Here is a 19,293-nt window from a genome sequence, read left to right on the forward strand (position 1 = left end):
GATTATGGAATGATGACGCCCTGGAATCCAAGGAGAGAATGTCGAGTCCTTATGTCGGAACAGAGTCGTTATACCCTGCCTGCGAAAGCGGGCGATCATCGTCAGCTCGGCGAACTGATTGGCGCCGCGCAGGCGGTTGAGTGCGCCAGTATCACCGAACGCCACCCGGGTCCGGTGCTGATGATTACGCCGGATATGCAATCTGCCCTGCGTCTGCAGGAGGAGATTCGCCAGTTCACCGATCTGCCGGTCACCAATCTCGCCGACTGGGAAACGCTGCCTTACGACAGCTTCTCGCCGCATCAGGACATTATCTCTGCCCGTCTTTCCACCCTTTATCAACTGCCCAATCTGACGCGCGGCATGCTGATTATGCCGGTCAACACGCTGATGCAGCGCGTCTGTCCGCACAGCTTCCTGCATGGCCATGCGCTGGTGATGAAGCAGGGGCAAAAACTCTCGCGCGATGCGCTGCGTGATCAGCTGGAGCAGGCTGGCTATCGCCATGTCGATCAGGTGATGGAGCACGGCGAGTACGCCACGCGCGGCGCGCTGCTGGACCTGTTCCCGATGGGCAGCGATCAGCCCTATCGTATCGACTTCTTTGATGACGAAATTGACAGCCTGCGCCTGTTCGATGTGGACAGCCAGCGCACGCTGGAAGCGGTTGAGGCTATCAATCTACTGCCTGCACATGAATTCCCGACGGATAAAGCGGCGATTGAGCTGTTCCGCAGCCGCTGGCGCGAGCTATTTGATGTGCGACGCGAGCCGGAGCATGTCTATCAGCAAGTGAGCAAAGGCACGCTGCCTGCCGGGATCGAATACTGGCAGCCGCTGTTCTTTGAGCAGGAGTTGCCCACCCTGTTCAGCTATCTGCCTGCTAACACGCTGGTACTCAACAGTGGCGATCTGCACGGCAGCGCCGATCGCTTCTGGCAGGATGCTAACGCGCGTTTCGACAATCGCCGCATCGATCCTATGCGCCCGCTGCTGGAGCCTGCAACGTTGTGGCTGCGCCCGGACGCGTTGCTCGGCGAACTGAAAGCCTGGCCACGCATGCAGCTCAGCAGCGAAACGCTGCCAGAAAAAGCCGCCAATACCAATCTCGGCTATCAACCGCTGCCGGAACTGACGGTGCAGGCCCAGGCGAAAGCGCCACTCGATCTGCTGCGTCAGTTCATGGAGCAGTTTGATGGGCAGATCATTTTCTCAGTAGAAAGTGAAGGCCGTCGTGAAAGCCTGCAGGAATTGCTGGCGCGCATCAAACTGCGCCCACAGCCGATTGAACGCTTTGAAGAAGCCGCCAAACAGCCGCACAGTTTAATGATTGGTGCCAGCGAACGCGGCTTTATTGATAGCGCGGGCCATCGCGCGTTGATTTGTGAAAGCGACCTGCTGGGTGAGCGTGTCAGCCGTCGTCGCCAGGATAATCGCCGTACCATCAATCCCGATGTGTTGATCCGCAACCTCGCCGAGCTACATCCCGGCCAGCCGGTGGTGCATCTGGAACACGGTGTGGGCCGTTATATTGGCCTGACTACACTGGAAGCCGGCGGCATTGTCGCGGAATATCTGATGCTCTCCTATGCGGGCGACGCCAAGCTGTACGTGCCCGTTTCATCACTGCACCTGATCAGCCGCTACGCGGGTGGCGCGGATGAGAATGCCCCGCTGCACAAGCTGGGCAGCGATGCCTGGTCACGCGCACGCCAGAAAGCGGCGGAGAAAGTGCGTGATGTGGCGGCCGAACTGCTGGATATCTACGCCCAACGCGCGGCCAAAACCGGCTTCGCCTTTAAGCACGATCGCGATCAGTATCAACTGTTCTGCGAAGGCTTCCCGTTTGAGACTACGCCGGATCAGGGCCAGGCCATTAATGCGGTGCTGAGCGACATGTGCCAGCCGCTGGCAATGGATCGTCTGGTGTGCGGTGACGTAGGCTTTGGTAAAACTGAAGTGGCGATGCGCGCCGCCTTCCTCGCGGTGGAGAATGCCAAACAAATCGCCGTGCTGGTGCCCACCACCCTGCTGGCGCAGCAGCATTACGATAACTTCCGCGACCGTTTCGCCAACTGGCCAGTGCGCATTGAGATGCTGTCACGCTTCCGTAGCGCGAAAGAGCAGAGTCAGGTGCTGGAACAGGCACGTGAAGGCAAAGTGGATATTCTGATCGGCACGCATAAGTTGCTGTCAAACGACCTGAAATGGCACGATCTCGGTCTGTTGATTGTCGATGAAGAGCACCGTTTTGGCGTGCGTCATAAAGAGCGTATTAAAGCGATGCGCGCGGACGTTGATATCCTGACGCTCACTGCTACCCCCATCCCGCGTACGCTGAATATGGCGATGAGCGGCATGCGCGATCTGTCGATCATTGCAACACCGCCAGCCCGCCGTCTGGCAGTGAAAACCTTTGTGCGCGAGTACGACAGCCTGGTGGTGCGTGAAGCGCTGCTGCGTGAAATTTTACGCGGCGGTCAGGTTTACTATCTCTACAACGATGTTGAGAACATCGAAAAAGCCGCACAGCGGCTGGCGGAGCTGGTGCCGGAGGCCCGCATCGCCATCGGCCACGGCCAGATGCGCGAGCGCGAGCTGGAACGGGTGATGAATGATTTCCACCACCAGCGTTTTAACGTGCTGGTGTGTACCACCATCATCGAAACCGGTATTGATGTGCCGAGCGCCAACACCATCATCATTGAGCGTGCTGACCACTTTGGCCTGGCGCAGCTGCATCAGCTGCGTGGCCGCGTCGGGCGCTCACACCATCAGGCCTATGCCTGGCTGTTAACGCCGCATCCAAAAGCCATGACCACTGATGCGCAGAAGCGTCTGGAGGCGATTGCCTCGCTGGAAGACCTGGGCGCGGGCTTTGCGCTGGCGACGCACGATCTTGAGATTCGCGGTGCCGGCGAGCTGCTGGGCGAAGATCAAAGCGGCCAGATGGAAACGATCGGTTTCACGCTGTATATGGAACTGCTGGAAAACGCCGTGGATGCACTGAAGGCCGGGCGCGAGCCATCGCTGGAAGATCTCACCAGCAACCAGACCGAAATCGAACTGCGCATGCCTGCGCTGCTGCCGGATGACTTTATCCCGGACGTGAACACGCGTTTGTCACTCTATAAACGCGTTGCCTCAGCCAGTGACGAGCAGGAACTGGCTGAACTGAAGGTTGAGATGATCGATCGTTTTGGCAAGTTGCCGGATGCGGCGCGCAACCTTCTGGATGTGGCGGCTTTACGTCTGGTGGCGCGAGAACTGGGCGTGCGTAAAATCGAAGCCAGTGAAAAAGGCGGATTCTTCGAGTTCGCGCCGCAGAATCATGTCGATCCTGGTTGGTTGATTGGCCTGCTGCAAAAAGATCCTAAACAGTGGAAGTTGGATGGTCCGACCCGTCTGAGATTCACTCGTGATTTGGAAGAGCGCAAAGTGCGGATGGAGTGGATTCAGGGCTTCATTGCCGAGCTGGCGAAGAACCGGATTTAGCGTCCTCAGCCGCATCTCGCCTGGCGAAGCGATACATTGCGCTTCTGCATGCAACATGGTGGCTATTGGGACGCGAGATGAATCTCGCCGCGCCGGTTTACACCATATAAAAAGCGCCTTACGGCGCTTTTTTCGTTACTGCTGCTGTGACGTGTCTTTGCCCAATCAGGCCTGATTCGAATTCAGGATCAGCTGACCATTACGGTCAAGCGGAATGCGGGTGCCAGGGTCATTTTCCATGCGGATTTTGCCCTGCTGGTCGCCTATTTTATAGGTCACATCATAACCCAGCATTTTTTCCTGTTTGTCATAAACGGTTTTGCAACGCTGCTCGTTGGTGGTGTAGGTATCACGATCCTGCAGTGCCCCCTGCACCTGGTTACCACCGTAACCGCCCGCCAGCGCGCCCGCTACCGTTGCGACATCGCGCCCACGACCGCCACCAAACTGGTGACCGAGCACGCCGCCCGCCACTGCACCCAGTACCGAACCGGCGATGCGGTTCTCATCCTGTACCGGACGACGATGCGTTAACGTCACGTTGCGACACTCCTGTCGCGGTTGTTTAATGCTCTCTTTAATCGGCGTAGCCGAGAGAACTTGTGCATACTGCGGGCCGCGATCAAAGACATCCATGCTGGCGACGGCGGCAACCCCTAACGCTGCTGCCACGCCGATACCGATACCCGCTAACATTGATTTATTCACAGGAATGTCCTCCTGAATGTTGTTACCGCGCATTCCTGCCGCTACGAAATCCTGTGTAGCCGAGGCATAACCGGCGTGCGCGCCGCGCCGTGTTTGTGGATATAAGTTTTACAGATGGTCCGTAATTGCAACATCAGATTAATGGAGGAAACGCAGCGGAAAGCCGTCAGGGCCAGTTTTTCGGAGAGTTCTGAGAGAGGCTGAAATACCGCCGTAACCTTAAACTGAATTGTCGTTTTTCAGCGGGTTACGGCAGGCAGAGCGGCATCGGGCGGCAGAGGACCGCCCGAAAACATTAGTGCAACTTGAGGCGAGGACGCAGCACGCGGTTCAGGCTACCGACCAGCATCATCAGGCCGGTTTTGAAGTATCCATGGAGCGCAATCTGGTGCATGCGATATAGAGAAATGTAGACGAAACGCGCAATGCGCCCTTCTACCATCATCGAGCCGCGCATCAGGTTACCCATCAGGCTACCCACGGTGGTGAAGCGCGACAGTGATACCAGAGAACCGTGATCTTTATAGACGTAGGCTTTGAGCGGTTTGCCTTTGCGTTGCGCCAGAATATTTTCCAGCGCGCGTGACGCCATCTGGTGTGCAGACTGCGCGCGCGGTGGCACAAAACCGCCGCCCGGTAGTGCGCAGGAGGCGCAGTCACCAATCGCGTAGATGTCATCATCCAGCGTGGTTTGCAGCGTGTCTTTCACCACCAACTGATTGATGCGGTTGGTTTCCAGCCCGCCAATCTCTTTCATAAAGTCCGGCGCTTTAATACCGGCAGCCCACACCATCAAGTCAGCATTAATAAATTCGCCGCCTTTGGTATTGAGCCCCTCTTCTGTTGCGCTGGTCACCATGGTTTGCGTCAGGACGCGCACGCCGAGCTTGGTCAGTTCCTGGTGTGCCGCAGCAGAAATGCGCGGTGGCAATGCTGGCAGAATACGCTCACCGGCTTCCACCAGCGTCACGTTCAGTGCAGAGCTATCAAGGCCTTTGTAGCCATAGCTGTGCAGCTGCTTCACGGCATTATAGAGTTCTGCTGACAGCTCAACGCCGGTGGCACCGCCGCCGACAATCGCAATGTTCACTTTTTCCAGGCTACCTTCACTGGCGGAGAAGCGCAGGAACAGGTTAAGCATCTCGTTGTGGAAACGACGAGCCTGATGCGGGTTATCGAGGAAGATGCAGTGATCTTTCACACCCGGAGTGCCGAAGTCATTGGAAGTGCTGCCCAGCGCCATCACCAGACGGTCATAAGCCATCTCGCGCTGCGGTACCAGTAATTCACCGTTAGCATCACGGATTTCCGCCAGCTCAATGGTTTTGTTTTCGCGGTTGATTTGCGTCAACGAACCCAGCTGGAACTGAAAACCGTGATTACGCGCGTGCGCCAGATAGCTCAGGGCATCTATCCCTTCGTCCATCGAACCGGTTGCCACTTCATGCAACAATGGCTTCCACAGATGGCTGTGGTTGCGATCGACGAGAATAATCTCGGCTTTCTTGTTCCTGCCCAGCTTGTGACCGAGCTGCGTTGCCAGCTCTAAGCCGCCGGCACCACCGCCAATAATGACGATTTTTTCCATAGATGTAGTCAACAAAGACCCCCTCAAAGTTGTAAACCAATAGTTAATTAATGGTTACTAAAAACCTTAATAAACATAGGGTTGGCGACGTTAAATCGCGAGCTGAGGGCAGAATATCACGGCGCTAACGACATATCATAAGAAAATTGATGTACATCAATCTTTCAAGCGCATTATCAGAATGTTAAACGTTTTGTGCGCCGCATCACACGGCGCGCGGAGGCTCAGGCAAGGGATTTAAAGGCCTTAATGCGGTGTAAATGCGGCGAGATGTTCTTGAATTTATGGCTGGCCTGTTCGTCCCACACGATTTCATAGAAAGGATGCAGTTGTGCGGCCGTGCGCTGATTATCCAGCGCCTCGTCATGGCGGGACAAAATGGTCAGGCAGCGATCGCGATTCTTTTCACGAAAATCACTGACGCACTTGGTGGCGATATCCAGATACTCTTCCGGACGATCAATCTTGCCTTCCATGTTCTCATACGGGAATAGGTTGGGATTGAAAATCACCTGACGCATACCGCAAAGAAAACCGATACGTTCGGCCCAGTAACCACCCAGCCCCACCCCGCAAATCAAGGGATACGCGTCACCGCCCTGCTGCTGCAATTTATCGCACTCTTTCAGCAGAAACTGCATGTCATGTTTGGGGTGTTGCGTGCTGTAACTGATGAGTCTGACGTCCGGGTCAATAAACTGCAGTTGCAGCACTTTTTCGTGGTTGCCCGGACTATTGGAATCAAAACCGTGCAGATAGATGATCATGATTATCCTCAGCGTGGAATGAAATCCGGGCAGCGACGCTTATCTGCCCGACGCTTTATGCTCCAGCCAGCGCTCCTGTAATGCGCTCAGCTGATGATGATTCTGCTTCCAGCGTTCACTGGATTGCAGTGATTCTCGAGTGTAACGTCCCTGATGGTATAACTGCGTGACACGCTCCGCCTGGATCGGCGTCAAGTTATCCAGCACACTTACCGCCCCAGCACGCTGATTGCACACCAGGATCATATCGCAGCCCGCATTGAGCGACTGCTGTGCGCGCTCAGCATAACTGCCCATTACCGCAGCTCCTTCCATCGACAGATCGTCGGAGAAAATCACCCCGTTAAAACCGAGTTCTTTACGCAGCACGGTTTGCAGCCAATAAGGTGAGCCGCTGGCAGGTAATGGATCGATCTCAGTATAGATAACGTGCGCCGGCATCACGGCATCCAGCAGTTGCTCATCAATCAACTGCTTAAAGATCGCCATATCATGCTGGCGCAGTGTGGCGGCATCACGCGGGTCGCGCGGGGTCTCTTTGTGGGAGTCAGCGCTCACCGCACCGTGGCCGGGGAAATGTTTGCCGGTGGTTTTCATGCCCGCTTCGTGCATGCCGTTGATAAAACGGCGAGCAATTTGCAATGCAATCGTTGGATCTTCGTGGAAGGAACGGTCGCCAATCGCCGCGCTGATGTGGCCGATATCCAGCACCGGCGCAAAGCTGATGTCGATATCCATGGCAATCATTTCCGCGGCCATCTGCCAGCCCGCCTGCTGTGCCACTTCACCCGCGGTGGCGATATCGTGCAAGGCGGCAAAAGATTGCATCGCCGGGAGTGTGGTAAAGCCTTCACGGAAGCGCTGCACCCGTCCGCCTTCCTGATCCACGGCGACCACTAAACGATTACGCGAAGCAGCGCGAATCTGGCGTACCAGTTCCGCCAGCTGATCCACATCGTGAAAGTTGCGGGCAAACAGAATCAGTCCGCCCACCAGCGGATGCTTCAGAATCTCGCGCTCTTCGGCGTCGAGTTCGTAGCTTTCAACATCCAGCATTAATGGGCCGGGGGTATTCATGGTCATGGTTACAATCCTGAGTTAGAGATCCTGCCAGCTGGCCTGCGCCAGCTGTTGCAAATGAGGGTCACCGCTCTGTTCAGCACGCAGCTGATACCAGCTCGCCATCAGCAGATGCAGCCACGGCTGCCAGCGCCGCATATGTCGCTTAAGTCGCGCTTCGTCAAGCTGGCTGCGTTGCGCGTAACCCGCAATCCAGTCGATTGGGTGTTCACCATCGATCGCGCAGAGCGCCGCGAGTTCCAATGCCACATCGCCATCGGCAGAATATTCCCAATCGATGAGACGTAAGCCGTCTGACGTGGCAATCACATTGCCCGCGTGAACATCCATATGAATCGGCACGAGGCGTAACGGCCGGGGTTCACCCTGCCTGATCAGGCGCTGCAGTTGATGTTGCCAGCGCCAGTGGCGTTGCTGACACAGCTGCCAGTAGTGTTGCAACAGCGGTGTCAGTCGCAAGCGATAGCCTGTCAGCGGCTGCTGATGCAGGCGATGTAGCAAGGCAAGCACCGCATCACGCTGTTGATTGAATTGCTCAGGAGTCAGCACCTCGCCGGGCAACCAGCTCTGTAATAACCAGGGATGATGCCAATCCAGTGGCGTCGGCCCGAGTTGCGCAGCACGCATTCGACGCAAGATGCGATATTCGCGTTGGCGATCAACAAACGGGAGCGGTTGCTGTGGCGCACGACGCGCCAGCAGCTCACCCTGCTCGGTTTTCACCCGCACACTGTTGCCACTCAATCCCGGCAGCGCGAAAAAATGACCGGCAGCTTGCGCCGTCGGCCATTGTTGCTGAATCCGTTGTTGCAGTATGGGATCAGGGTTGAGCAATACCATTGCCTGACCAGATAATTTCACCGGTCTGCACCAGCATCAGCTGCATCTGCAGCGTTGGCGCTTTCACATCGCCCTGAGCACTGCTGTAAAGCACATACTGCGCGTTGACATTGCGTGCCAGGCCAATGGCTTTGCTGCGCGAATTGAGGCTGTCATCGGCGGATAAGCCCAGCGTCTGTTTTGCCTGTGCCAGCTGTTCTGGCGTCACCAGCGTGAATTTGCCGTTGTTTGCCAGCGCATTCTGGATGGCGTCGGTGGCTTTATCACTCTGCAACGCTCCGTTGGTGCTGTTCTTGATGCGATCCACCAGCAGCACGCTGCCTGGATTCACACCAGCAGACTGCACCATATTCCCGACTAACGGCTGCACGCTGGCATTCCAGTTAATGGTTTTCAGTTTTGGCGGCTGCGGCACCGTTTCCGGCGGCGATACCGGCTGCACAGGTGGCTGCTCCGGTTGGGTTGGCGTCGTCGGCTGGGTCGGTTCAACCGGCGCTGGGGTTTGCTGTTTCACCACACAACCGGTGAGCATCAACGCAAATAACAGCGCGCTGGAACGTTTTACACTGCGAATCACAGGTTACTCCTCAGAGATAAAGATAGAGACGCACCTTACTGGCGGTCAGGTTACCGATTTGCGAGACAACTTCAGTGCTGCCATGCGCCGGGACGATTTGAGTTTGAGCCGGCTCTTCCGGTGTTATCTCCAGCCCCTTTTCGTCGTACCAATAGAAACGATAGTGAACGGTCACCGGCGTTTCCCGCTGATTATAGAGCACACTTGAGGCGCGCATCTGCCCATCACGGCTGGCCAGCGTGGGTTCATCGGTGATGATGCCCGCAGAGAGCACGGAAGATTCCATCACCAGCGATTGCGAGGTGTTGATCATCGGTTTGTCACTGCTGCACCCGACAAGGGTCAGCAACAGCAGGCCACTCAGCCATTGACGCATCACAAGGTCCGCCTGAGGTTAAATAGACAGCATCGGACCCAGTGGCTGACCGCCGACCAGGTGCATATGAATATGATAAACCTCCTGACCACCATGCTGATTACAGTTCATGATCAGACGATAGCCATCCTCGGCAATCCCTTCCTGTTTCGCGATTTTCGCCGCCACGGTAATCATACGGCCCAACGCATGCTCGTGTGCTTCCTGCACGTCATTGGTGGTGGGGATCAATACATTAGGGATAATCAGAATGTGCGTTGGCGCTTTAGGCGCAATATCGCGGAAGGCGGTGACCAGTTCGTCCTGATAAACCACGTCGGCGGGGATTTCGCGACGAATGATCTTACTGAAAATGGTTTCTTCAGCCATGGTGCATTTCCTTAAGCCTGAGTTCAGTCAGGCAGTATGCGCGAGGAATTCGTTTGCTTTCAACCTCAGTACCACTTTTCTTCTGTTAAATGGCTGCCTTTACGCCATTTCATCCCCCAGACAGCATTGCTGTGCTCTCCCTCTCAAATTTACGCCATCGCAGATCACCAAAATGAAACGCTGTTTTATAAATTAGAGATATCACGCCAGTTTCTTTGTGTTTTTGCCACTCAACCGACAACCCTTACCAAATCACGAAGGTTTGCCGTTGCGCGGCGCTCTACTTTCTATCCAATCCGGGCAAGCAGTACGGAGCAATGAGGGATGTGTCATCCGTCGATTTCAAGGAGAAGCTGCCATGCAGTCTCGTAAGATTGGTCTGGGCCATTATCTGGCTTACGGTTCCGGGGATTTCCTCGGCGCCGGCACCACGGCGCTTACCGCCGCCTGGTTGCTCTATTTCTACACCACCTTCTGTGGGCTTTCGCCGATTGAAGCCACCTTTATTTTTGCTGCTGCCCGCGTGCTGGATGCGGTCGTCAGCCCGCTGATGGGTTTTCTCACCGATAACTTCGGATCCACCTGGCTTGGCAAGTGCTTCGGTCGCCGCAAGTTCTTTATCCTGCTCGGTATTCCGTGTGTTTTCAGCTATAGCCTGATGTGGATCGGCGACATGAGTTTCTGGTGGTATCTGCTGACCTATCTGCTGTTCGATATGGTCTACACCATGATTCTGGTGCCGTACGAAACGCTGGTGCCGGAGATGACCGACGACTTTAAACAAAAGACCCGCTTCTCCGGCGCACGTATCGCGCTGGCACAACTGTCATCGATTCTGGCCGCCTTCCTGCCAGGCATCCTGATTGGCTGGTTTGGCAAAGAGAATCCCATCTCCTTCTTTTATGCCAGCCTGGTGTTCTCGGTCATCTGTGCGCTGGTGCTATTCCTGGTGTGGCGCTTCACCTGGGAACGCGCGCCGGAGGATTTTTCCGCCGAGTCACGTCGAGCTGAAGAAGAAAAGGCGCAACTCTCGCTGTTCCAAAGCCTGAAACGCCTGTATATCGAGCTGGCCTCCACGTTGCGCATTCGTATCTTCCGTCAACACCTCGGCATGTATCTGGGCGGTTACATCGCTCAGGACGTCTTTAATGCGGTATTTACCTGGTACGTGGTGTTTGTACTGATGCAGAGCGCGCAAATCGCTTCCAGCCTGATGGGAACGATGGCGGTGCTGCAATTTATAGCGGTGATGGCAATGATCCCGCTGTGTATACGCCTCGGACCGGCCCCAGCCTATCGTCTGGTGGTGATGCTGTTTGGCCTCAGCGCCCTCTCCTACGCTGGACTGTGGTACAGCGGGATGAACGATAACTTCGCGCTGTTAGTGCTGATCTCGGCCTTCGCCGGTTTAGGACGTGGCGGCATCAACTACGTGCCATGGAATACCTACACCTATATTGCCGATGTCGATGAAGTGATCACCGGACAGCGACGTGAAGGCATATTCGCCGGGATCATGACATTGACGCGTAAAGCCTCGCAGGCCGGTGCCGTGATGATCGTTGGCATCATGTTGCAGCTGGCGGGTTTCACCTCCGGTAAAACTGAACAGATTCCTGCGGTGGGCCATACCATTCTGCTGATCCTCAGCGTCGGCACCGTTGGGGTGCTGATCTGCGGCTTTATTGTGTCGCTGCGCTTCAAACTGAATCTGCATACCCACACTGTTTTGCGCGAAGAGACGCTGAAGATGCGTGAAGCGGGCCGTGTGGTCCCGGAACGTATAACACCGCAGGCGCGCACCATCGTCGAAACCCTGGCGGGTATGCCGTATGAAAACTTATGGGGCAACAACAACGTCGGTTACCTCAACCGTAACAAGCCCGCAGCGCCCGCGCTATCCACGCATCGCGGCACGCTTCACTCTCTCCCTACCCTGATTAACGATAGGAATGAACCATGACTGTATTTCCTGTAAAACACAGCGCCTTGTTGTGCCAGCCTGAATACCTGTTGCCACGCAGTGAATTAGTGCAACTCATCCACAAACTCACTGACAATCTGGTCAATATCACCGATCACAGCGGCGAGTTTTTGCTGCGGCTGGATGATGGCCGCGTCATTGACACTAAAGGTTGGGCTGGCTGGGAATGGACGCACGGCATCGGGCTGTATGGCATGCTGCATTACACCCAGCAGACGGGCGATCAGGCAACCCTGAAGATTATCGATGACTGGTTTAGCGCGCGCTTAGCAGAAGGCACACCGACAAAGAACGTGAACACGGTATGCCCGTTCCTGACGCTGGCTTATCGTTATGAAGAGACCGGTCATGCAGCATGGCGGCCGGTGCTGGAACGCTGGGCTGAGTGGGTGATGTATGAAATGCCGCGCACTGAGCAAGGCGGACTGCAGCACATCGTTTACAACAACGAAAATACCCAGCAACTGTGGGACGACACCTTAATGATGAGCGTGATGGCGCTGGCGAAGATTGGCCAGTTACTCGATCGCCCGGAGTTTGTTGAAGAAGCCAGCTATCAATTCCTGATCCACACTCAATACCTGATGGATCGTCAAACCGGTTTGTGGTTCCACGGCTGGACCTTCGATGGCCGACACAATTTTGCTAATGCCCGCTGGGCACGAGGCAACAGTTGGCTGACCATCGTGATCCCGGATTTCCTCGAAATGATGAACTGGCCGGAACAACATGCCACGCGTCGTTTCCTGCAGCAGGTATTGGCCAGTCAGGTCAAGGCATTAGCCGCTTGTCAGCACAGCAGCGGTCTCTGGCATACCCTACTCGACGATCCACAAAGCTATCCGGAAGCGTCTGCCACGGCGGGATTCGCTTATGGAATCCTCAAAGCGGTACGTAAACGGTATTTGTCTGACGAGTATCGCCCGATGGCGGAAAAAGCCTTGCGTGGCGTGATCGCCAATATTGATGAAGACGGGGAGTTAAAACAGGTGTCGTTTGGCACCGCAATGGGCAGCGATTTGGAGTATTACCGCCAGGTACCGCTGACGTCGATGCCCTATGGTCAGGCGATGGCGCTGCTGTGTCTGACGGAGTATCTGCGGGTTTATCTGTAATCGCATTTACGTTGAAGTGGGAGATAGCGACGGCAGACATGTATAGCGACGCGTGACAGGAACCATAGGCCGTGTAACGTAGCATGACTACCCAATACCGCTAACACCGATACCCTAATTTCTGGCGATGAGTCTGCTAAGTCCAGTGAGGAACGAGGGTTTTATCCCATACCGCACCTAAGGTGAGGTGCGAGGGAGCGGCGGCAGAGGAGTAAAGCGTCCCGCGACAGGGATGTCGCGGGCCGAGCCCCAGGGATAGTTTATGGCGTCTTTACGATCTGCCGCCGCTTCATCGCACAGGCTCGGCCACTGCCTTGACCTTGACCTCAGGCCGAGCCCAATCCTTTACATATTACGAATATAATCATCCATCTCAGTTTTCAGGTTATCGGACTTGGTACCGAAAATCGCCTGAACACCGGAACCGGCCACCACCACGCCACGCGCGCCGAGGTTTTTCAGTTCAGTTTGATTCACTTTTGCCACATCCGCGACACTCACACGCAGACGCGTAATACAGGCATCTAGATTGGTAATGTTCTCTTTACCACCAAATGCAGTCACCAGTTTGCCTGCCATCTCGCTACCGGTAGCGCTGCTCTGCTCCATTGCAGTGTCCTCACGTCCAGGTGTTTTCAGATTCAATTTCACAATCAGCACACGGAAAACGGTGTAATAAATCAGGCCGTAAATGATACCGACAATCGGGAACAACCAGATCTTGCTGCTGTTACCGCTCAGCACCACAAAGTCAATCAGACCGTGTGAGAAGCTGGTGCCATCACGCATACCCAGCAGAATACAGATTGGGAACGCCAGGCCCGCCAGAATCGCATGGATCACATACAGAATCGGCGCCACAAACATAAACGAAAATTCAATCGGTTCGGTGATACCGGTCAGGAACGAGGTCAGCGCGGCGGAGATCATAATGCCGCCCACTTTGGCGCGGTTTTCCGGCTTAGCCGAGTGCCAGATAGCAATCGCAGCCGCAGGCAGACCGTACATTTTGAACAGGAAGCCGCCAGAGAGTTTACCTGCGGTTGGATCGCCCGCCATATAGCGTGGGATATCACCGTGGAACACCTGACCTGCGGCGTTGGTGAACTCACCAATCTGCATCTGGAAAGGCACGTTCCAGATATGGTGCAGACCAAACGGCACCAGCGAACGCTCAACGACACCGTAAATGCCGAACGCCACCACCGGGTTCTGATAAGCCGCCCATTGTGAGAAATCCTGAATCGCGGTGCCAATCGGTGGCCAGATAAAGGACAACACGATACCAGTGAAAATCGCGGTCAGACCGGAAATGATCGGCACAAAACGTTTACCCGCAAAGAAGCCAAGATATTCAGGCAGCTTGATACGGTAGAAACGGTTGAACATATACGCGGCGATGGAGCCGGCAATGATCCCGCCCAGTACCCCGGTATCGGCAAGGTGTTTGGCCTCAATTTCCGCTGGCGGTAAGTGCAACACCAGTGGTGCAACCACCGCCATGGTTTTCACCATGATGCCGTAAGCCACCACGGAAGCCAGCGCCGATACGCCATCGTTATTGGTAAAACCGAGCGCCACGCCAATCGCAAAGATCAGCGGCATGTTGGCGAACACGGAACCGCCCGCCTCCGCCATGACATGTGAAACGACAGCAGGCAACCAGCTGAAGTTAGCCGAACCAACACCTAATAAAATACCGGCAATCGGCAAAACCGATACCGGCAACATTAGCGATTTACCTACTTTTTGCAGGTTCGCAAATGCGTTCTTGAACATAAAAGCTCCTGAGTATGAGTGCATATTTGCGCAGTGCGCTGGCGAAGGGGGAGGATCCTTCACCGGGGTGACGCTGAGCGTCTTTTGATTTATTACGAAGGGTAAAATAAATCGATATTTGTTACTTTGACGGCTATCACGTTTCGCTCAAGACGAACGCTTGCTTTCTGTTGTTTTTGACTGAATTGCCTGGAGAAACAGCAATAAATCACTGCCCGTGCCGCGTTATATGCCGCACAGGTCAGTGATTATAGAATTAATACGGAGTTTAAAATAAAGCGGATTAGCCGCCGAGTCGGCTCATTGGGACATGGAACAGACGCGAGAAGTTTTCTGTGGTCGCTGCAGCCAGGGTTTCGATATCCACACCCTTCAGCACAGCCATATAATCCGCGACATCGCGCGTAAAAGCTGGCTGATTTTCTTTGCCACGATGCGGAACCGGCGCCAGATACGGCGAGTCAGTCTCGACCAGCATGCGATCCAGCGGCACATAACGCGCGGCATCACGAATCTGCTCAGCATTGCGGAAGGTCAAAATGCCGGAGAAGGAGATATAAAAGCCCATATCCAGCAACTGCGCCGCAGTCTCTTTATCTTCAGTAAAGCAGTGCAACACGCCACCACATTTTTCCACCTGCTCTTCACGCAGGATTGCCAGCGTGTCTTCACGTGCATCACGGGTATGTACGATGATCGGCTTATTCAGCGCGATGCCGGTACGGATGTGTTCACGAAACGAGGCTTGCTGCTGCGCTTTGGTCTCCTGCTGATAGAAATAATCCAGCCCGGTTTCGCCCAGTGCAATCACCTGCTCTTCAGCTGCCAGTCGACGAAACTCTTCGACATCGTACGGTGCTTCCTGATTTAACGGATGCACGCCGCACGCCAGGGCGATGTTTTCCCTGTCGCCGACCAATTGCTTGATCTTGTAGTAATCCGGCAGCGTGGTGGCAATCGCCAGCATAAACTTCACGTCACGCGCGGCGGCTTTGGCGATCACATCGTCCAGATCGCGATGCTGCTTCTCATAATCCAGGCCATCAAGATGGCAGTGCGAATCAACAATAAACATACTTCTCTCTTTTACGCTTAGCCGACCGCCATGGGCGACATTAAGCGTCCCCAGGCTAACAGGCGATCGGTCAAAATCAGTTCACGGTTCAGGGCGGCGACATGCAACAGTTGCTCACGACACTGCATCCACTGCTGGGCGCTGGCGTTGAGCGCACTGCTGTTAAGCTGCTGAGCCAGTTGCGATACGACCTCAGGATGGTCGCCGTTGCTTAACCAGTTGCTGGCACCCTGCTGCACTTTCATGGCATCCACCAGTAATGAAATCAGCCAGCTGAGGCGCTCTGCCACATCGTCGCTGTTCAGCGCGGGCAGCAGTTGCAGTACATCGCGGTTCAACGCGCTGAGCAAGGTTTCACACAGCTTCTCACGTGCCTGCCAACGCTCAGGCTGCAGCAGGGTCAACGCCGCAGCAGGTGCGCCATTGCTCAAGCGCAGAGCGGCTCGCAGTACTGGCTCGGATTGCGGCAACTGTTTCTGCAGCCATTGCAAACTGGGCAACTCTTCTGGTGGGGAAAGATGCCATGTCATGCAGCGGCTGCGCAAGGTTGCCAGCAAACGTGATGGCTCACGGACGCTGAGGAAAAACCAGCAGTTGGCAGGAGGCTCTTCCAGCGTTTTCAACAACGCATTGGCGGCGGCTTCAGTGAGCTGCGCCGCATCCGGCAACCAGACAATCTTTGCTCCGCCCTGCTGAGCAAAATGGTAGAGCTTCTCGGTGACGTCACGTACCGCATCAATACCCAGTGAAGATTTGCCTTTTTCTGCTTCCAGACGATACCAGTCAGGATGCGTCTGCGCCTGCATCAGCTGGCAGCCGTGGCAATGGCCGCAGCTCTTCAAGCCTTCCGGATGTTGGCACATTAACCAGCGGCTAACACCCCACACTAACGCATCGTCACCCATGCCATTAATGGCCTGTATCAGCAAGGCATGGTGTGCCTGACCGCTTTGATGACGGCTGATAATCTGCCGATAGGGCTGATTCAGCCACGGATACCAGTTCATGCCGCCTGACCTGCCAGCCATTTTTGTAGCGCTGATTTAAGTGACGATGTCACTTCGGCAATATTTTGTGTGGCATCAATGGTTAAAATGGTGTCATCGCTGGCAGCCAACGCCAGATAACGGTCACGTGTGCGTTCAAAGAAACGCAGTGATTCTTGCTCAATACGATCGAGTTCCCCGCGAGCACGCGCGCGTTGCAGGCCAATTTCCGGTGTCACATCCAGGTAGAGGGTCAAGTCCGGACGGAAGTCGCCCAATACCGCATCGCGCAGGGTGGCCATCAACTGCGTATCCAGGCCACGGCCACCGCCCTGGTAAGCCTGGGATGAGAGGTCGTGACGGTCACCAACCACCCAGGCGCCACGCGCTAACGCAGGCTTAATCACGTTCTCGACCAATTGAACACGGGCGGCATACAGCATCAGCAGTTCGGCTTTGTCAGTCACCTGTTCGCCATCAATTCCCTGCTTCACCAGTACGCGTAATTGTTCTGCCAGCGGCGTGCCGCCGGGCTCACGGGTGAACACCACATCGTCGATACCCTGCTCATGCAGCACCGCCACAATGGCATCACGCGCAGTGGTTTTGCCCGCGCCTTCAAGGCCTTCAATGACGATAAACTTACTTTTCATTTTTTTCCTTCATAGCCAGCCGATAGACCTGCACCGCTTTATTATGGCTGGCGAGATTGGTGGTAAAGGTATGTCCGCCTTTGCCATCCGCGACAAAATAGAGATAGTTGGTTTTTTCTGGATGCGCCGCCGCTTCCAGCGAGGCTCGGCCTGGCATCGCGATAGGACCAGGCGGCAAACCGCTAATCGTGTAGGTATTGTAATCGGTCGGCGTTTCGAGGTCTTTACGCGTAATCGTACCGGTGTAGTTATCACCCATGCCGTAAATCACGGTAGGGTCGGTTTGCAGCTTCATGCCGGTGCGCAAGCGATTAATAAATACCGAGGCAACGCGCGCGCGCTCTTCCGTCACGCCGGTCTCTTTTTCGATAATCGAGGCCATGGTGACCAGATCTTGCTCATTTTTATAAGGCAGATTGTCCATCCGCCCCAGCCAGATCTCATCCACCAGTTTATTCATGCGCGTGTGTGCCCGCTCCAGCAGCGATATATCACTGGTGTTAGCTGTATACAAATAGGTGTCGGGATAGAAAGCGCCCTCAAGCTGATTTGCATCCATTTTCAGCGCAGCGGCGACAGTCGCAAACTGATCGTCAGTTAGCGTATGTTTGATATAGGGCGCTTGACGCAGTTCGGCCAACCACTCCTTCAGGCGCGAGCCCTCGACAAACCGTACCGGAAATTGCGCTTCTTTACCGCTGGCCAGCAACTGCAACAGCTGTCTTACCGTCATATTGCTTTCCAGTCGGTAGGTGCCGGCTTTAAACTTCGCGAGTTCAGGCTCAAGTTTCAAAAGCGGCCCAAACCAGATACTTTCCGGAATGATGTGTTGGCTTTCCAGTTGCGCTTCCAGCACGACCCGACCACTACCCGCGGGCAATGTGTAGATCGTTTCCTGATTAATGGTCAAAGGGGTATCGGCAAAACGTTCAATCTGCCAATAACTCAATGCCGCCGCGAGGCCGGCAATCGCCACAGCGCTGGCGAGTATTTTTTTCATTCGGGTCATGATGCTTCCATCTTCTGGCAACTGTTATACAGCTGCTGGTACAGCGTGCGTGCGGTGAACGAAACATCGTCAATTTTCCGCACAGGTAAAACCGGCATCAGGGCATTGCAGATCACCACTTCATCGGCGTTCAGCACATCCTCCCTGCTTCCTTCAATCAACTGACAAGCCTGGCCTTCCGACGCTATCTGCGCCATCAGATAACGGCGCATAATGCCATCGACACCCGCTTGCTCAAGACGCGGCGTGAAAACCTGATCACCTTTGCGCCAGAATAAATTGGCCGCACAGCATTCCACCACCGTCCCTGCAGTGTCAAGCACCAGCGCCTCATCAGCATCGGTGTAGTCAAGCTGCTGACGGATCAGCACCTGTTCCAGTCGGTTAAGATGTTTGAGGCCGGCGAGCAGTGGATTGCGCGCCAGTCTCACTGGGCTGGTTATGAGCGCTGCGCCCTGCTGCTGCAAAGTAGTGTAGTGTTGCGGCCACGGAGAAAGGGAGAGGATGCGCGTCGGGGTTGTGCAACCGGTTCGGCTATATCCCCGTCCACCGACGCCTGGCGTCAGAATCACTTTTAAAACGGACTGGGTTTGACCATTGGCGGCATGCTGCATCTCCTCGGCCAGCTGCGCCATATCCGGTAAGGGAATGAATAAACGCTCACAGCCTTCCTGCAATCGCTGCAAATGGGCGTTCAGCAGTTGTATCTTGCCTGCCACTACCGCAGCAGTGGTAAAACAGCCATCACCAAACTGCACCGCGCGATCGCGCGCAGAAAGTTCGAACTGCTCTACGCCGTTTATCCACATACCGCTCACCTTTGGCTACCCTGCCAGTCTGAATACCACTGACAGCGGTAAGAATCCACGCCACTGCGTGACAAAATATAAAA

The 19,293-nt window shown here is 55.1% G+C and carries 17 protein-coding genes; 3 read left to right on the forward strand and 14 right to left on the reverse strand.

Features of this window, described 5'->3' with window-relative positions; translation table 11 throughout:
• Window positions 1-51 precede the first annotated feature (51 nt).
• Window positions 52-3,495, forward strand: coding sequence for a transcription-repair coupling factor (mfd, locus tag QMZ65_RS11350; protein ID WP_160868219.1), 3,444 nt, complete (start codon window positions 52-54; stop codon window positions 3,493-3,495).
• 165 nt (window positions 3,496-3,660) lie between these two features.
• Here mfd and QMZ65_RS11355 read toward each other — a convergent pair whose 3' ends face one another.
• The 8 genes from QMZ65_RS11355 to hinT form a co-directional block, all read right to left on the reverse strand.
• Entirely contained in the window at window positions 3,661-4,203 is a 543-nt protein-coding gene (locus QMZ65_RS11355; protein ID WP_034822117.1) for a glycine zipper 2TM domain-containing protein, read from the reverse strand.
• A 295-nt stretch (window positions 4,204-4,498) separates the two neighbouring features.
• Window positions 4,499-5,803, reverse strand: coding sequence for an NAD(P)/FAD-dependent oxidoreductase (locus tag QMZ65_RS11360; RefSeq protein ID WP_034822063.1), 1,305 nt, complete (start codon window positions 5,801-5,803; stop codon window positions 4,499-4,501).
• A 212-nt stretch (window positions 5,804-6,015) separates the two neighbouring features.
• A complete protein-coding gene (ycfP, locus tag QMZ65_RS11365) occupies window positions 6,016-6,558 on the reverse strand; it encodes an alpha/beta hydrolase YcfP (protein ID WP_034822066.1) in 543 nt (180 codons plus the stop codon).
• Between the two features lie 39 nt (window positions 6,559-6,597).
• A complete protein-coding gene (gene nagZ / locus QMZ65_RS11370; protein WP_097119627.1) occupies window positions 6,598-7,641 on the reverse strand; it encodes a beta-N-acetylhexosaminidase in 1,044 nt (347 codons plus the stop codon).
• A 15-nt stretch (window positions 7,642-7,656) separates the two neighbouring features.
• The gene (gene thiK / locus QMZ65_RS11375; protein WP_441339776.1) at window positions 7,657-8,499 is read right to left on the reverse strand and encodes a thiamine kinase; all 843 of its coding nucleotides are present in this window, start codon (window positions 8,497-8,499) and stop codon (window positions 7,657-7,659) included.
• Window positions 8,459-9,055, reverse strand: coding sequence for a penicillin-binding protein activator LpoB (lpoB, locus tag QMZ65_RS11380; protein WP_097119625.1), 597 nt, complete (start codon window positions 9,053-9,055; stop codon window positions 8,459-8,461). Before lpoB ends, thiK begins: the two co-directional genes overlap by 41 nt.
• 10 nt (window positions 9,056-9,065) lie before the next feature.
• The gene (locus QMZ65_RS11385; RefSeq protein ID WP_058959574.1) at window positions 9,066-9,431 is read right to left on the reverse strand and encodes a YcfL family putative periplasmic lipoprotein; all 366 of its coding nucleotides are present in this window, start codon (window positions 9,429-9,431) and stop codon (window positions 9,066-9,068) included.
• Window positions 9,432-9,449: 18 nt separating this feature from the next.
• Complete coding sequence (hinT, locus tag QMZ65_RS11390; RefSeq protein WP_097119624.1) at window positions 9,450-9,800, reverse strand: purine nucleoside phosphoramidase; 351 nt, start codon at window positions 9,798-9,800, stop codon at window positions 9,450-9,452.
• A gap of 358 nt (window positions 9,801-10,158) precedes the next feature.
• On the opposite strand from hinT, the gene QMZ65_RS11395 reads away from it, so the two are divergent.
• Window positions 10,159-11,763: an MFS transporter gene (locus QMZ65_RS11395; RefSeq protein WP_211727785.1), complete on the forward strand. Its 1,605-nt coding sequence runs from the start codon at window positions 10,159-10,161 to the stop codon at window positions 11,761-11,763.
• Entirely contained in the window at window positions 11,760-12,899 is a 1,140-nt protein-coding gene (gene bglB / locus QMZ65_RS11400; protein ID WP_097119622.1) for a beta-galactosidase BglB, read from the forward strand. Before QMZ65_RS11395 ends, bglB begins: the two co-directional genes overlap by 4 nt.
• Window positions 12,900-13,244: 345 nt before the next feature.
• On the opposite strand, the gene ptsG is transcribed toward bglB, so the two are convergent.
• The 6 genes from ptsG to pabC all read right to left on the reverse strand — a co-directional run bounded on the left by ptsG (window position 13,245) and on the right by pabC (window position 19,210).
• The gene (gene ptsG / locus QMZ65_RS11405) at window positions 13,245-14,678 is read right to left on the reverse strand and encodes a PTS glucose transporter subunit IIBC (protein ID WP_058959578.1); all 1,434 of its coding nucleotides are present in this window, start codon (window positions 14,676-14,678) and stop codon (window positions 13,245-13,247) included.
• Between the two features lie 283 nt (window positions 14,679-14,961).
• The gene (locus tag QMZ65_RS11410; RefSeq protein WP_034830707.1) at window positions 14,962-15,753 is read right to left on the reverse strand and encodes a metal-dependent hydrolase; all 792 of its coding nucleotides are present in this window, start codon (window positions 15,751-15,753) and stop codon (window positions 14,962-14,964) included.
• A gap of 17 nt (window positions 15,754-15,770) precedes the next feature.
• On the reverse strand, window positions 15,771-16,760 hold the full coding sequence (gene holB / locus QMZ65_RS11415; RefSeq protein WP_160868223.1) for a DNA polymerase III subunit delta': 990 nt from the start codon (window positions 16,758-16,760) through the stop codon (window positions 15,771-15,773).
• Complete coding sequence (gene tmk, locus QMZ65_RS11420) at window positions 16,757-17,392, reverse strand: dTMP kinase (protein ID WP_097119620.1); 636 nt, start codon at window positions 17,390-17,392, stop codon at window positions 16,757-16,759. Before tmk ends, holB begins: the two co-directional genes overlap by 4 nt.
• Window positions 17,382-18,401 (reverse strand): endolytic transglycosylase MltG, encoded by a 1,020-nt coding sequence (gene mltG / locus QMZ65_RS11425; RefSeq protein ID WP_283216000.1) that lies wholly within the window; start codon window positions 18,399-18,401, stop codon window positions 17,382-17,384. The genes tmk and mltG overlap by 11 nt, the downstream gene beginning before the upstream one ends.
• Window positions 18,398-19,210, reverse strand: coding sequence for an aminodeoxychorismate lyase (pabC, locus tag QMZ65_RS11430; protein ID WP_097119618.1), 813 nt, complete (start codon window positions 19,208-19,210; stop codon window positions 18,398-18,400). Before pabC ends, mltG begins: the two co-directional genes overlap by 4 nt.
• Between the last annotated feature and the right edge of the window lie 83 nt (window positions 19,211-19,293).

The organism is Pantoea sp. EABMAA-21 (assembly GCF_030053335.1).
Lineage (GTDB): Bacteria > Pseudomonadota > Gammaproteobacteria > Enterobacterales > Enterobacteriaceae > Pantoea > Pantoea communis.

Bases quoted from the DNA above. Each gene is read 5' to 3' on its own strand.
- mfd (WP_160868219.1), top strand. From the start codon at position 52: ATGTCGGAACAGAGTCGTTATACCCTGCCTGCGAAAGCGGGCGATCAT.
- ycfP (WP_034822066.1), bottom strand. From the start codon at position 6,558: ATGATCATCTATCTGCACGGTTTTGATTCCAATAGTCCGGGCAACCAC.
- nagZ (WP_097119627.1), bottom strand. From the start codon at position 7,641: ATGACCATGAATACCCCCGGCCCATTAATGCTGGATGTTGAAAGCTAC.
- QMZ65_RS11385 (WP_058959574.1), bottom strand. From the start codon at position 9,431: ATGCGTCAATGGCTGAGTGGCCTGCTGTTGCTGACCCTTGTCGGGTGC.
- hinT (WP_097119624.1), bottom strand. From the start codon at position 9,800: ATGGCTGAAGAAACCATTTTCAGTAAGATCATTCGTCGCGAAATCCCC.
- QMZ65_RS11395 (WP_211727785.1), top strand. From the start codon at position 10,159: ATGCAGTCTCGTAAGATTGGTCTGGGCCATTATCTGGCTTACGGTTCC.
- bglB (WP_097119622.1), top strand. From the start codon at position 11,760: ATGACTGTATTTCCTGTAAAACACAGCGCCTTGTTGTGCCAGCCTGAA.
- ptsG (WP_058959578.1), bottom strand. From the start codon at position 14,678: ATGTTCAAGAACGCATTTGCGAACCTGCAAAAAGTAGGTAAATCGCTA.
- QMZ65_RS11410 (WP_034830707.1), bottom strand. From the start codon at position 15,753: ATGTTTATTGTTGATTCGCACTGCCATCTTGATGGCCTGGATTATGAG.
- holB (WP_160868223.1), bottom strand. From the start codon at position 16,760: ATGAACTGGTATCCGTGGCTGAATCAGCCCTATCGGCAGATTATCAGC.
- tmk (WP_097119620.1), bottom strand. From the start codon at position 17,392: ATGAAAAGTAAGTTTATCGTCATTGAAGGCCTTGAAGGCGCGGGCAAA.
- mltG (WP_283216000.1), bottom strand. From the start codon at position 18,401: ATGACCCGAATGAAAAAAATACTCGCCAGCGCTGTGGCGATTGCCGGC.
- pabC (WP_097119618.1), bottom strand. From the start codon at position 19,210: ATGTGGATAAACGGCGTAGAGCAGTTCGAACTTTCTGCGCGCGATCGC.